A 13,128-nucleotide genomic window follows, 5' to 3' on the forward strand; every position below is an offset into this window, starting at 1 on the left:
GATGCCATACCCGGGCATCGGGGCCTTCGCGTGCGTACCTCAGGCGATTTGCGGGGTGCCGATCTCCACGCCGTGTTCGGCGGCGATTCGGCGCAGGTCGTCGAGCTCCTCCTGCTCGACATCGGCCAGGAAGTCGTCGCCCGTTTCGCGCGCCTGCGTGAGGTGGGTCTCCGTGGCCCTTATGCGCTGCAGCAGTCCTGCGGTGAAAGCGTCCATCGTGCGCCCCCTCGTCATGGGTCGGTGGCACGGGGGTGTGCCGAGGGTCGGTCGATCGGGTTCTCGATCACGCACGGCACCTCTGGGGGACAGAGCGGTTCGTGGCGTGCCACAGACACGGCGTGATCTCGGGTGTGCAGTCGTCCTCCCCCAGAGCTACCTCACAGAAACCTCAAGTCATTCGTGAATCCGGTGAATTCCCGGTGCCGACTCCGTGCCGCCGCCCCCGTCCCGGGCCGCCCGCAGGCCGCCTTACAGCCGGTTTACGCGCGTAAGGGGCAGGATGGATACCCACAGTCATCTGCTCATTCGCCCGGATCCGGGCTCGGAGGAAGGAACAGCGCCGTGCGCGTACTCGTCGTCGAGGACGAGCAGCTGCTCGCCGATGCGGTGGCCACCGGACTGCGCCGGGAGGCCATGGCCGTCGACGTCGTGTACGACGGGGCGGCCGCCCTGGAGCGTATCGGGGTCAACGACTACGACGTGGTCGTCCTCGACCGCGACCTGCCGCTCGTCCACGGCGACGACGTCTGCCGCAAGATCGTGGACCTGGGCATGGCCACCCGCGTCCTGATGCTCACCGCCTCCGGCGACGTCAGCGACCGCGTGGAGGGCCTGGAGATCGGCGCCGACGACTACCTGCCGAAGCCGTTCGCGTTCAGTGAGCTGATCGCACGCGTACGGGCCCTCGGGCGGCGTACGACGGTGCCGCTGCCGCCGGTCCTGGAACGGGCCGGCATCAAGCTGGACCCGAACCGCCGCGAGGTCTTCCGCGACGGCCGGGAGATCCAGCTGGCGCCGAAGGAGTTCGCGGTGCTGGAGGTGCTGATGCGCAGCGAGGGCGCGGTGGTGTCGGCCGAGCAGCTGCTGGAGAAGGCCTGGGACGAGAACACGGACCCGTTCACCAACGTCGTCCGCGTCACCGTCATGACCTTGCGCCGCAAGCTCGGCGAGCCGCCGGTGATCGTCACCGTGCCGGGCTCCGGTTACCGGATCTGACCCGTGGCCACGACTCCGGTGCCTCCTCAGGCGCCCCCGAAGCCGACCTGGGACCCCAGGGAACCGGTCCGCCCCTGGCTGCGGCCCACCATCCGGATACGGCTCACGCTGCTGTACGGCGGCATGTTCCTGATCGCCGGCATCCTGTTGCTGTCGATCATCTACCTGCTGGCCGCGCAGGCGCTCCACATCGGCAGCGAGCTGCCGTTCCGGATCGTCGAGGGCCGGCTGCAGAGCGAGAGCTGCGAGTTCCCGTACGCGCCGACCGCCGACGAGGCCAACCGCGCGATGAACGCCTGCGTCAACGCGCAGCGCCAGCACGCCCTGGACGACCTGCTGCGCCGCTCGCTCTTCGCGCTGCTGGGCCTGAGCGTCATCGCGTTCGCCTTCGGTTACGCGATGGCGGGCCGCGTCCTGTCCCCGCTCGGCAAGATCACCCGTACCGCCCGCAACGTGGCCGGTACGGACCTGAGCCGCCGCATCGAGCTGGACGGCCCCGACGACGAGCTGAAGGAGCTCGCCGACACCTTCGACGACATGCTCGACCGGCTGGAGCGGGCCTTCACCGCGCAGCAGCGGTTCGTCGCCAACGCGTCGCACGAGCTGCGCACACCGCTGGCGATCAACCGCACCCTGCTGGAGGTCCACCTCTCGGACCCCGAGGCGCCGGTGGAGCTCCAGCAGCTGGGCAAGACGCTGCTGGCCACCAACGAGCGCAGCGAGCAGCTCGTGGAGGGCCTGCTGCTGCTCGCCCGCAGCGACAACGAGATCGTGGAGCGCAAGCCCGTGGACCTGGCGGAGGTGGCCTCGCGCGCCATCGACCAGGTGCACGGCGAGGCCGAGGCGAAGGACGTGGAGATCCGCGGCGAGCGGGGACCGGCCGTCGTCCAGGGCAACGGTGTGCTGCTGGAGCGAATCGCGCTGAACCTGGTGCAGAACGCCGTGCGGTACAACGTGCCGGAGGAGGGCTGGGTCGAGGTCACCACCGAGACGCAGGCCGGCCAGGCCGTGCTGGTGGTGTCGAACACGGGACCGGTGGTACCCGCGTACGAGATCGACAATCTCTTCGAGCCCTTCCGGCGGCTGCGGCAGGAGCGCACCGGCAGTGACAAGGGTGTCGGACTCGGGCTCTCGATCGCCCGGTCCGTCGCGCGGGCCCACGGAGGCCGTATCATCGCGGAGCCCCGCGAGGGCGGCGGCCTGGTGATGCGTGTCACCCTTCCCGTCTGACCAGGGAAGGACGGCGCGCGGCCGCGGTCGCGACTGTGTTCGCTTTGCGCGGAATTTTCGGGACCCGTTCCCGCGTTGACCGTGTGTGATCGATCACAAAGGAGCAATTCCGGCCACCTACTCTCCGTGATCAAGAATTCCCCCGGAAAACCAGGAAAAGTCCGGGTTTCCAGGGCCCTGGATCACGGGAAGTACACGGGGTGGCGCCCGCCGGGCGCGACTCCGGGACCGTGTACGGTCCGCTTCGCCACCCAAACCCGAGCACTCCAGAGGGGTCCGGTTGGGTGTCGATTGAGTAACAGACCTTGATGTGAGGCAAAATCTCCGCCTCAGGTCGGGCACAAGACCGGCCTCCCACGCGTTACGTGCGCTGGAGACACCGCAAACACCCAGAGGGGGAGAGCGACATGGCAACGGATTACGACACCCCACGCAAGACCGACGACGACGTCGACTCGGACAGCCTTGAAGAACTGAAGGCCCGCCGGAACGACAAGTCCACCTCGACGGTCGACGTCGACGAGTTCGAGGCCGCCGAGGGCCTGGAGCTCCCGGGCGCCGACCTCTCGAACGAGGAACTGGCCGTCCGGGTGCTGCCCAAGCAGGCTGACGAGTTCACCTGCATGAGCTGCTTCCTGGTCCACCACCGCAGCCAGCTGGCCCGCGAGAAGAACGGCCAGCCGATCTGCCGAGACTGCGACTGAGGTCCGGTCGGCCGTGGCAGGCGACACCCCGTCTCGGAAGCGACGCTTCCGGCTCCACCTCCACCGGAAGCCGGAGGCGTACCAGGGCGGCACAGGCACGGCACCAGGCGCGCAGGACGCGCCCGCCGAGCACTCCGCCCTCCTGCCCTCCCCCGGCGCGCGTGACGACGAGCGGGGCCCTTCGGCCTCGCTCGAAGCAGCCGCCGAGGCCGGACCCACGGGACGCGGCCTACCGGCACAGCAGCACCCCACCAAGGCCCGACGGCGCCTCGAAGCCGTCGACGCGGTCCGGCGCGGCGTACGCAAGGGCCGCGACGGCGCACGCGCCGGTCTCTCGCACCTCGCCGACCGGCTCATCGAGAACGCCCCGCGCGTCCCCGTCCGCGACCTCGCCACGCTGCGCAGACAGTTCCCGGGCCTCGGCCCCGAGCAGATCGCCGACAAGCTGATCGCGGGCGCGGCCAACGCCACCTCCACGGTGGGCGCCGGCGTCGGCGCCGCCGCCATGCTCCCCGTGCCGCCCGCGATGCCGGCCGAGCTGGCCGCGGAGATCACCGGCGTCGCCGCGATCGAGCTCAAGCTCATCGCCGAGCTCCACGAGGTCTACGGCCAGCGCCCCCCGGGCAACCTCAGGGAGCGCGCCACCGCCTACCTGACCTCCTGGACGGAGGAGCGCGGCATCGACGTCACCAAACCCACCACCATCAACGCCGCCCTCGGCGGCCGGATGAAGCGCGAGCTGCGCCAGCGGATCACCAAGCGCATGGTGCGCAACCTGCCCAACCTGATGCCGTTCATGGTCGGCGCCGCCGTCGGCGCCATGATGAACCGGCGCGACACCAAGAACCTCGCCGAGCAGATCCGCAAGGACCTGCGCACCCGCCAGGTGCCCTGGGACGCCCTCCCCGAGCTGCCCCCGCTGGAGCAGCCGGAGAACCCCAAGGAGCTCGGCTTCTAAGCCGTTCTAGGCCGCGCGGGCCGCGGCCAGCGCCGCCGCCAGGGCCTTCGGGTCGCGGCTGGAGACGTACACGTACGGCGTCGGGTCCGCCGGATCCGTCACCTCGATCCGTACGGCCTCCGGCACGTACCCGCGCATCACCATGAACGCGCGCGGATCCGCCTTGTACGTCCGCCAGGCGCGCGCCTCCTCGGCGTCCAGCACCTCCGGCTCACCCAGCGCCGACACCGGAATCCGCGCGTCCCCCGCTACGAGCGAGCCCGCCACCACGCGGACGCGGACGGAGCCGTACGCGCTGACGCCGATCGCCGCCGCCGCACCCGCGAGGATCAGGCCGCCGAGCATCGGCAGCGTGCCCAGAGGCAGGGCGATCAGCGCGCCCGACAGCCCGATGAGGGCGGCGATCAGCCACCAGGAGCGCGGCGCGGTGAGACGTTCGTCGTACAGCGGTACGGCAGGGGCGGCAGAGGAGGCGGAAGCCGGTGCGGAAGGCTGCATACACCCAAGCTTGGCACGGTGCGCCCAGGGGGCGGCCGCGCGGGTAAGGTCTGCGGCTGTGACCACTGCACTGACGCCCCCCGCCGAGGCCATACCGCCGGTACGGCACCCCGAGGCGCCCGCCCCCGGCGAGCTCCTCGGTGCCCATTACGAGCACTGCTTCGGCTGCGGCGGCGCCCAGCCGCACGGACTGCACCTGGCCGCGCGGGCCGGCGAGGGCGTGAGCGTCACCGCCGAGTTCACGGTGACCACCGACCACCAGGGCGCACCCGGGCTGGCGCACGGCGGCGTGCTCGCCACCGCGCTCGACGAGACGCTCGGATCGCTGAGCTGGCTGCTGCGGGTCATCGCCGTGACCGGCCGGCTGGAGACCGACTTCGTGTGCCCGGTGCCCGTCGGCACCGTGCTGCACCTGGAGGCCGAGGTCACCGCCGTCCATGGCCGCAAGATCTACTGCCGGGCGACCGGGCGGATCGGCGGGCCCGAGGGGCCCGTGGCCGTCCGCGCCGACGCCCTTTTCATCGAGGTCAAGGTCGATCACTTCATCGACAACGGCCGCCCGGAGGAGATCCGGGCCGCCATGGCCGACCCCGACCAGGTCCGGCGCGCCCGCGCCTTCGAGGTGAACCCCTGATGTCCCAGAGCCGTAACCCCGTCGACGTACTGATCCGCCGCGTGGACCCGGAGGTGCCGATTCCGTCGTACGGGCACCCGGGCGACGCGGGCGCCGATCTTGTCACCACCGCGGCCGCCGAACTGGCGCCCGGCGAGCGCGCGATCCTGCCCACGGGGGTGTCCATCGCCCTGCCCGACGGGTACGCGGCCTTCGTGCACCCCCGCTCCGGGCTCGCCGCCCGCTGCGGAGTGGCTCTCGTGAATGCCCCGGGCACGGTGGATGCCGGGTACCGTGGGGAGATCAAGGTGATCGTGGTCAACCTGGACCCGCGCGAGAGCGTGCGGTTCGAACGGTTCGACCGGATCGCCCAACTGGTCGTTCAGCAAGTCGAGAGGGTCCGCTTCCACGAGGTGGCGGAGCTTCCCGGCTCGGCGCGGGCCGAGGGGGGCTTCGGGTCCACCGGCGGTCATGCCGCCGTGGAGGGCTGGACGGGTGGGAATCGATACGCTTCGGTCGTATCCGACCGGGAAGGACAGTGACGTGTTCGGACGTCGCAAGAAGAGCAGGGCCGCTGAGGACGCAGCGGACGTGGCGCGCGAGGCCGAGCAGGTCGTCGACGAGGTCGACACCGACGACGCGGCGCAGGACGAGCCGCGCCGCGTGAACCTTCCGCCGGCGCCCCGGCCCGACGGGCCCTGGGACATCTCCGAGGTCTCCCGGCCCGACGAGGGCCGCGTGGACCTGGGCGGCATGTTCGTGCCCGGAGTCGAGGGCATGGAACTGCGCGTGGAGGTCGCGGGTGACGCGATCGTCGCCGCGACGGTGGTGCTGCGCGACAGCGCCATCCAGCTGCAGGCGTTCGCGGCGCCGAAGAAGGAAGGCATCTGGGGCGAGGTCCGCGAGGAGATCGCCTCCGGCATCACCCAGCAGGGCGGCATCGTCGACGAGGTCGAGGGCCCGCTGGGCTGGGAGCTGCGCGCCCAGGTCCCGGTGCAGCTGCCCGACGGCACCGGCGGCGTGCAGCTGGTGCGCTTCGTCGGTGTGGACGGACCGCGCTGGTTCCTGCGCGGCGTCATCTCCGGCCAGGGCGCGGTGCAGCCGCAGACCGCCGGACTGCTGGAGCAGATCTTCCGCGACACCGTGGTCGTCCGGGGCGAGGGGCCGATGGCGCCGCGCGACCCGATCGTCCTGAAGCTGCCGAACGACGCGCAGATGGTGCCCGAGGGCGTCCAGCAGGAGGACCAGGAGTCCTCGCGCTTCTCGGGCGGCATGGGGCACCTCCAGCGGGGCCCGGAGATCACCGAGGTTCGCTGAGCCGACCGGGGCGTGGGCTTGACGGGGGCGTGGGCTTGACGGGGCGGCCGTGCCGCACGGTGCCGCGGGGCACGGCCGAGGCCAGTGGGGGCCCTCTCCGTGCCCGTCCCTCCCCGCGCCCCTACACCATCGAACGGGGCATGGGCTACCGCTGAGAGCCCTAGGTACGCTTTCTGTATGAGTGCTGCACCGCGTACAGACAAGCCGGCCGGCCGGTTCCGCCGCATGCTCGACCGGCTGTCCAGCTCCCAGGGCGACCTGGAATCCGAGGAGCTGCAGGAGGACGCCCAGGCGTCGGGGTGCACGCCCATTTCGGCTTGCTCCGACCGGCAGATCGTCACGGTGACTGGTACCTTGCGGACGGTCACCCTGCGCCCGCGGGCCGGCGTACCCGCGCTGGAGGCCGAGCTCTTCGACGGCACCGCCCCGCTGGACGTGGTGTGGCTGGGCCGGCGCTCCATCGTGGGCATAGAGCCCGGACGCAGGCTCATCGCCTCCGGCCGGGTCTCCATGAGCCACGGCCGCCGGGTCCTCTTCAACCCCAAATACGAGCTCCGACCGCTCGGACAGGAGTAGCCGGTGACGTCTCCCGACACGCCGACCCCCGACGACAACAAAGCCGTGACCGAAGCCGCCCTGTTCGACGCCTTCGGCGGCGTACGGGGCATGGTGGAGACCGTCCTCCCCGGCCTGCTCTTCGTCACGATCTACACCATCAACAAGGACCTGCACCTGTCCGCGCTCGCGGCGCTCGGGGTCTCCCTGCTGCTGGTGGCCGTACGGCTGGTGCGCCGGGACACGGTCAAGCACGCGTTCAGCGGTGTCTTCGGCGTCGCCTTCGGCGTGATCTTCGCGATGATGACCGGCAACGCGAAGGACTTCTACCTGCCGGGCATGCTGTACACGCTGGGCCTCGGCCTCGCCTACATCATCACCACGCTGGCGGGCGTCCCGCTGATCGGCCTGGTCCTGGGCCCGGTCTTCAAGGAGAACCTCTCCTGGCGCACCCGCAACCCCGGCCGGAAGAAGGCGTACGCCAAGGCCAGCTGGGCCTGGGGCCTGATCCTCCTCGCCAAGTGCGCGATCCTCTTCCCGCTGTACTGGTGGGCCGACACCACGCAGCTCGGCTGGGTCCTGGTCGCCCTGAAGATCCCGCCGTTCCTGCTGGCGGTGTACCTGACGTGGGTCTTCCTGAAGAAGGCGCCGCCGCCGATCGACGTATTCGCGGAGATGGAGGCGGAAGAGGCCGCGGAGAAGGCCCGCAAGGCGGCGACGGCCCAGCACAACGAGGTCTGACGGCCTCGCGACCACGCCAAGGGGCCCCGGCGTATCGCTCGCGCGGTACGCCGGGGCCCCTTCGTCTGCGCCGCGCGGCCCCGGGCTCAGCCCGTCGTGTCCTGGCCCTGGCGGACCGACAGCAGGTCCTCCAACTGCTCCTCGCGCGCCTGGGCCGCGACGAAGAGCAGTTCGTCGCCCGCCTCCAGCGTCTCCTCCGGGCTCGGCGTCAGGACGCGCGAGCCGCGGATGATCGTCACCAGCGAGGTGTCCTGCGGCCACGCCACATCGCCCACCTGCGTACCGGCGATCGCCGACTCCGGCGGCAGCGTCAGCTCGACGAGGTTCGCGTCGCCGTGGCTGAAGCGCAGCAGCCGGACGAGGTCGCCGACGCTCACCGCCTCCTCCACCAGCGCCGACATCAGGCGCGGCGTGGAGACGGCGACGTCGACGCCCCACGCCTCGTTGAAGAGCCACTCGTTCTTCGGGTTGTTGACCCGCGCGACCACGCGCGGCACCCCGTACTCGGTCTTGGCCAGCAGCGAGACGACGAGGTTCACCTTGTCGTCGCCCGTCGCCGCGATGACGACGTTGCACCGCTGCAGCGCCGCCTCGTCCAGCGAGGTGATCTCGCAGGCGTCGGCCAGCAGCCACTCCGCCTGCGGCACCCGCTCCACCGAGATCGCGGTCGGCGCCTTGTCGATGAGCAGGACCTCGTGCCCGTTCTCCAGCAGCTCGCCGGCGATGGAACGGCCCACCGCGCCGGCGCCCGCGATAGCGACGCGCATCAGTGACCGTCCTCCTCGGGGCCGGCGGCGAACGCCGCTTCGACCTTCTCGATCTCGTCCGTACGCATCATCACGTGGACGAGGTCGCCCTCCTGCAGCACCGTCTGCGACGTCGGCAGGACCGCCTCGCCGAGCCGGGTGAGGAACGCCACGCGGACGCCCGTCTCCTCCTGCAGCCTGCTGATCTTGTGCCCGATCCACGCCGCCGACGTGTGCACCTCCGCGAGCTGCACCCCGCCGCTCGGATCCCGCCACAGCGGCTCCGCGCCGGACGGCAGCAGCCGCCGCAGCATCTGGTCCGCGGTCCAGCGCACGGTGGCGACCGTAGGGATGCCGAGGCGCTGGTACACCTCGGCGCGCCGCGGGTCGTAGATCCGGGCCGCGACGTTCTCGATGCCGAACATCTCGCGCGCGACCCGCGCCGCGATGATGTTGGAATTGTCACCACTGCTCACCGCGGCGAACGCCCCGGCCTCCTCGATGCCCGCCTCACGCAGCGTGTCCTGGTCGAAGCCGACCCCCGTGACGCGCCGCCCGCCGAAGCCCGAGCCCAGGCGCCGGAACGCCGTGGGGTCCTGGTCGACGACGGCGACGGTGTGCCCCTGTTGCTCCAGGGTCTGCGCGAGTGCGGCTCCCACTCGCCCGCAGCCCATGATGACGATGTGCACGCCTGGTTACCCCGCACTCCTGGTGACTCTGCCGACGAAGCCGACCTGCGTAAACACCCTGCTCACTTCTCTCTCTCAGCCTGCGGTGCGGTGTTGCCCGATGACGAGCTTATGCCGCCACGCCGTTCGGACCCGCATCGGCGCAGGCGTACGGCTCGCGTCATCGATGGAGACGTCCGGCAGAGATTCCGTGACGGTAAGAGGTGGCGGGTGGGCGCGTCCCTTTTCGAACGCTTACGATCCTCTGCGTGTCCAAACTGACCGACGTGCCCAAACGGATCCTGATCGGCCGGGCTCTGCGCAGCGACAGGCTGGGGGAAACCCTCCTCCCCAAGCGCATCGCGCTCCCCGTCTTCGCCTCCGACCCGCTCTCCTCGGTGGCGTACGCGCCCGGCGAGGTGCTGCTGGTCCTCTCCATCGCGGGAGTGTCGGCGTACCACTTCAGCCCGTGGATCGCCGTGGCCGTCGTGGTCCTGATGTTCACGGTCGTCGCGTCGTACCGGCAGAACGTCCACGCCTACCCGAGCGGCGGCGGCGACTACGAGGTCGCCAACACCAACCTCGGCCCCAAGGCCGGACTCACCGTCGCCAGCGCGCTCCTCGTCGACTACGTCCTGACCGTCGCCGTCTCCATCTCCTCCGGCGTGGAGAACCTCGGCTCGGCCGTCCCGTTCGTCGTCGAGCACAAGGTCTTCTCGGCCATCGCGATAATCCTCCTCCTCACGATCATGAACCTGCGGGGGGTGAAGGAGTCCGGCAAGCTCTTTGCCATCCCGACGTACGTCTTCGTCGCCGGCGTCTTCATCATGATCCTGTGGGGCGCCTACAAGGGCATCGTCCTCGACGACGAGACCATGAAGGCCCCGACCGCCGACTTCGAGATCAAGCCCGAGCACCAGGGACTGGCCGGCTTCGCCCTCGTCTTCCTCCTGCTGCGCGCCTTCTCCTCCGGCTGCGCCGCGCTGACCGGCGTCGAGGCGATCAGCAACGGCGTGCCCGCCTTCCGCAAGCCGAAGAGCAGGAACGCCGCCACCACCCTCGCCCTCATGGGCGGCCTCGCCGTCACCATGTTCTGCGGCATCATCGGCCTCGCCATGGCCACCGACGTCAAGATGGCCGAGCAGCCCGCCCACGACCTGCTGCGCGACGGCGTGCCGGTCGGCCCCGAGTACGTACAGAACCCGGTGATCTCGCAGGTCGCCGCGGCCGTCTTCGGCGACGGCACCTTCTTCTTCGTGCTGCTGGCCGCGGCCACGGCGCTCGTGCTGTTCCTCGCCGCGAACACCGCGTACAACGGCTTCCCGCTCCTCGGCTCGATCCTCGCCCAGGACCGCTACCTGCCGCGCCAGCTGCACACGCGCGGCGACCGGCTCGCGTTCTCCAACGGCATCGTGCTCCTCGCGGGCGCCGCGATCCTCCTCGTCTGGCTGTACGGGGCGGACTCCACCAAGCTCATCCAGCTCTACATCGTCGGCGTCTTCGTCTCCTTCACGCTCAGCCAGACCGGCATGGTCCGGCACTGGAACCGCCACCTGCGGAGCGAGACGGCCCCCGCCGCCCGCCGCCGCATGATCCGCTCCCGCGCGATCAACGCCTTCGGCGCCTTCTTCACCGGCCTGGTCCTCGTCGTCGTCCTCGCGACGAAGTTCACGCACGGCGCCTGGGTGGCCCTGCTGGGCATGGTGATCTTCTACGGGACGATGACCGCGATCCGTAAGCACTACGACCGCGTCGCGGACGAGATCGCCGCCCCCGAGGGCCCCACGGACGACACCGTGCGCCCGTCCCGGGTCCACTCCCTGGTCCTGGTCTCCAAGGTCCACCGGCCCACGCTGCGCGCCCTCGCGTACGCGCAGCTGATGCGCTCCGACAAGCTGGAGGCGCTCAGCATCAACGTCGACCCGGCGGAGACCAAGGCGCTCAAGGCGGAGTGGGAGCGGCGCGGGATCAACGTCCCGCTGAAGATCCTCGACTCCCCCTACCGCGAGATCACCCGCCCCGTCATCGACTACGTCAAGTCGCTGCGGCGCGAGAGCCCGCGCGACGCGGTCAGCGTGATCATCCCGGAGTACGTGGTCGGCCACTGGTACGAGCACCTGCTGCACAACCAGAGTGCCCTGCGCCTCAAGGGCCGGCTGCTGTTCACCCCGGGTGTGATGGTGACCTCGGTGCCGTACCAGCTGCGCTCCTCGGAGCTCGCGAAGAAGCGGGCCAAGAAGCGCCAGGAGTGGAACGCGCCGGGCTCGGTGCGCCGCGGCATGTTCGACGAGCGCCCGAAGGAACCGACGGCGAAGGGATGAGCTCCGGCCACGTAGACTGGTGGGCTGCCGCCCCGGCAGCCCTGTCTACTTCTGGAGCCACCCCGCCATGCAGAACGCACCTGACTCGTCACTCGTCGGTGAGGAGTACGAGGTCGAGGTCGGCCCCGTGGCACACGGCGGTCACTGCGTCGCCCGCACCGACGAGGGCCGCGTGCTCTTCGTCCGGCACGCGCTGCCCGGCGAGAAGGTCGTCGCCCGCGTCACCGAGGGCGGCGCGGACTCCCGCTTCCTGCGCGCCGACGCCGTCCGCGTCCTGGAGGCGTCGAAGGACCGGGTCGAGGCACCCTGCCCGTACGCCGGGCCCGGCAAGTGCGGCGGCTGCGACTGGCAGCACGCCAAGCCCGGCGCCCAGCGCCGGCTGAAGGGCGAGGTCGTCGCCGAGCAGCTCGAGCGGCTCGCCGGCCTGACCCCCGAGGAGGCGGGCTGGGACGGCACCGTCATGCCGGCCGAGGGCGACAAGGTCCCGGCCGGCGAGGTGCCGGCGTGGCGGACGCGCGTGCAGTACGCCGTCGACGCCGACGGCCGCGCGGGCCTGCGCAAGCACCGCTCGCACGAGGTCCAGCCGATCGACCGCTGCCTGATCGCGGCGCCCGGCGTCAGCGAGCTCGGCATCGAGAAGCGCGACTGGTCCGGCATGGAGGCGGTCGACGCGATCGCCGCGACCGGCTCGCAGGACCGCCAGGTCGTGCTCACCCCGCGCCCCGGCGCCCGCCTCCCGCTCGTCGAGCTCGACAAGCCGGTGTCGGTGCTGCGGGTCGCCGAGGACGGGGGAGTGCACCGCGTCCACGGCCGCCCCTTCGTCCGCGAGCGCGCCGACGACCGCACGTACCGCGTCGGCAACGGCGGCTTCTGGCAGGTCCACCCGAAGGCCGCCGACACCCTGGTGCGCGCCGTGATGCAGGGCCTGCTGCCCCGCAAGGGCGACACCGCCCTGGACCTCTACTGCGGCGCGGGCCTCTTCGCGGGCGCGCTCGCCGACCGCGTCGGCGACAAGGGCGCGGTCCTCGGCATCGAGTCGGGCAAGCGCGCGGTGGAGGACGCCCGCCACAACCTCCAGCACTTCGACCGGGTCCGCATCGAGCAGGGCAAGGTCGAGCAGGCCCTGCCGCGCACGGGTATCACCCAGGTCGACCTCATCGTCCTGGACCCGCCCCGCGCGGGCGCCGGCAAGCAGACGGTCCGCCATCTGGCGAGCCTGGGAGCGCGGAAGATCGCCTACGTCGCCTGCGACCCGGCGGCCCTGGCCCGGGACCTCGCGTACTTCCGCGAGGCGGGGTACAAGGTGCGGACGCTGCGGGCGTTCGACCTGTTTCCGATGACGCACCATGTGGAGTGCGTGGCGATCCTGGAGCCGGCCGACAAGGGTCGCTGAGCTGCGGATTCGTGGGCTCCGTTGCTTACTCGACCTGTTTCGCGGTACCCAGCAGGTCGAGTCCATTGGGCCCGCCTCACCTGCGAATCGGTGCTGGGAGCGACTATGGCAACGGTTGCGGGCGCCGGGTTGTGGGGACTCTTGCGCTCCTATGACGCTCGACTTCTGT

General features: G+C 70.9%; 15 protein-coding genes. 11 read left to right on the forward strand and 4 right to left on the reverse strand.

What is annotated here, in order from left to right:
- Positions 1-39: 39 nt before the first annotated feature.
- The gene (locus ABZX67_RS10220; RefSeq protein WP_355356864.1) at positions 40-216 is read right to left on the reverse strand and encodes a hypothetical protein; all 177 of its coding nucleotides are present in this window, start codon (positions 214-216) and stop codon (positions 40-42) included.
- 345 nt (positions 217-561) lie between these two features.
- Here ABZX67_RS10220 and ABZX67_RS10225 point away from each other — a divergent pair, with 345 nt between their 5' ends.
- The 4 genes from ABZX67_RS10225 to ABZX67_RS10240 all read left to right on the forward strand — a co-directional run bounded on the left by ABZX67_RS10225 (position 562) and on the right by ABZX67_RS10240 (position 4,107).
- Positions 562-1,215 (forward strand): response regulator transcription factor, encoded by a 654-nt coding sequence (locus ABZX67_RS10225; protein WP_355356866.1) that lies wholly within the window; start codon positions 562-564, stop codon positions 1,213-1,215.
- A 3-nt stretch (positions 1,216-1,218) separates the two neighbouring features.
- The gene (locus tag ABZX67_RS10230) at positions 1,219-2,445 is read left to right on the forward strand and encodes an ATP-binding protein (protein ID WP_355356868.1); all 1,227 of its coding nucleotides are present in this window, start codon (positions 1,219-1,221) and stop codon (positions 2,443-2,445) included.
- A gap of 407 nt (positions 2,446-2,852) precedes the next feature.
- Positions 2,853-3,149: a DUF4193 domain-containing protein gene (locus ABZX67_RS10235; RefSeq protein ID WP_003955561.1), complete on the forward strand. Its 297-nt coding sequence runs from the start codon at positions 2,853-2,855 to the stop codon at positions 3,147-3,149.
- 13 nt (positions 3,150-3,162) lie between these two features.
- Entirely contained in the window at positions 3,163-4,107 is a 945-nt protein-coding gene (locus ABZX67_RS10240; RefSeq protein WP_355356870.1) for a hypothetical protein, read from the forward strand.
- Positions 4,108-4,113: 6 nt separating this feature from the next.
- Here ABZX67_RS10240 and ABZX67_RS10245 read toward each other — a convergent pair whose 3' ends face one another.
- On the reverse strand, positions 4,114-4,605 hold the full coding sequence (locus tag ABZX67_RS10245; protein WP_355356872.1) for a DUF3093 domain-containing protein: 492 nt from the start codon (positions 4,603-4,605) through the stop codon (positions 4,114-4,116).
- 58 nt (positions 4,606-4,663) lie between these two features.
- On the opposite strand from ABZX67_RS10245, the gene ABZX67_RS10250 reads away from it, so the two are divergent.
- The 5 genes from ABZX67_RS10250 (at position 4,664) to ABZX67_RS10270 (ending at position 7,831) form a co-directional block, all read left to right on the forward strand.
- Positions 4,664-5,239 carry a PaaI family thioesterase gene (locus tag ABZX67_RS10250; RefSeq protein ID WP_355356874.1) on the forward strand — a complete coding sequence of 192 codons (576 nt, stop codon included), beginning with the start codon at positions 4,664-4,666 and terminating at the stop codon, positions 5,237-5,239.
- On the forward strand, positions 5,239-5,760 hold the full coding sequence (gene dut, locus ABZX67_RS10255; protein ID WP_355356876.1) for a dUTP diphosphatase: 522 nt from the start codon (positions 5,239-5,241) through the stop codon (positions 5,758-5,760). Before ABZX67_RS10250 ends, dut begins: the two co-directional genes overlap by 1 nt.
- A 1-nt stretch (position 5,761) precedes the next feature.
- Positions 5,762-6,535 carry a DUF3710 domain-containing protein gene (locus tag ABZX67_RS10260; protein ID WP_355356878.1) on the forward strand — a complete coding sequence of 258 codons (774 nt, stop codon included), beginning with the start codon at positions 5,762-5,764 and terminating at the stop codon, positions 6,533-6,535.
- A gap of 177 nt (positions 6,536-6,712) precedes the next feature.
- Complete coding sequence (locus tag ABZX67_RS10265) at positions 6,713-7,111, forward strand: OB-fold nucleic acid binding domain-containing protein (RefSeq protein ID WP_355356880.1); 399 nt, start codon at positions 6,713-6,715, stop codon at positions 7,109-7,111.
- Positions 7,112-7,114: 3 nt separating this feature from the next.
- Complete coding sequence (locus ABZX67_RS10270; protein WP_355356882.1) at positions 7,115-7,831, forward strand: DUF3159 domain-containing protein; 717 nt, start codon at positions 7,115-7,117, stop codon at positions 7,829-7,831.
- Positions 7,832-7,917: 86 nt separating this feature from the next.
- Here ABZX67_RS10270 and ABZX67_RS10275 read toward each other — a convergent pair whose 3' ends face one another.
- The gene (locus tag ABZX67_RS10275) at positions 7,918-8,598 is read right to left on the reverse strand and encodes a TrkA family potassium uptake protein (protein WP_355356884.1); all 681 of its coding nucleotides are present in this window, start codon (positions 8,596-8,598) and stop codon (positions 7,918-7,920) included.
- Complete coding sequence (locus tag ABZX67_RS10280) at positions 8,598-9,266, reverse strand: TrkA family potassium uptake protein (protein ID WP_355356886.1); 669 nt, start codon at positions 9,264-9,266, stop codon at positions 8,598-8,600. The genes ABZX67_RS10275 and ABZX67_RS10280 overlap by 1 nt, the downstream gene beginning before the upstream one ends.
- Positions 9,267-9,514: 248 nt before the next feature.
- Between ABZX67_RS10280 and ABZX67_RS10285 the strand changes: the two genes are divergently transcribed.
- Positions 9,515-11,566, forward strand: coding sequence for an APC family permease (locus ABZX67_RS10285; RefSeq protein WP_355356888.1), 2,052 nt, complete (start codon positions 9,515-9,517; stop codon positions 11,564-11,566).
- Positions 11,567-11,633: 67 nt separating this feature from the next.
- Positions 11,634-12,959 (forward strand): class I SAM-dependent RNA methyltransferase, encoded by a 1,326-nt coding sequence (locus ABZX67_RS10290; protein ID WP_355356890.1) that lies wholly within the window; start codon positions 11,634-11,636, stop codon positions 12,957-12,959.
- Positions 12,960-13,128 lie beyond the last annotated feature (169 nt).

Origin of the sequence: Streptomyces sp. NPDC003036, from assembly GCF_040611175.1 — a bacterium.
Classification (GTDB): Bacteria; Actinomycetota; Actinomycetes; order Streptomycetales; family Streptomycetaceae; genus Streptomyces.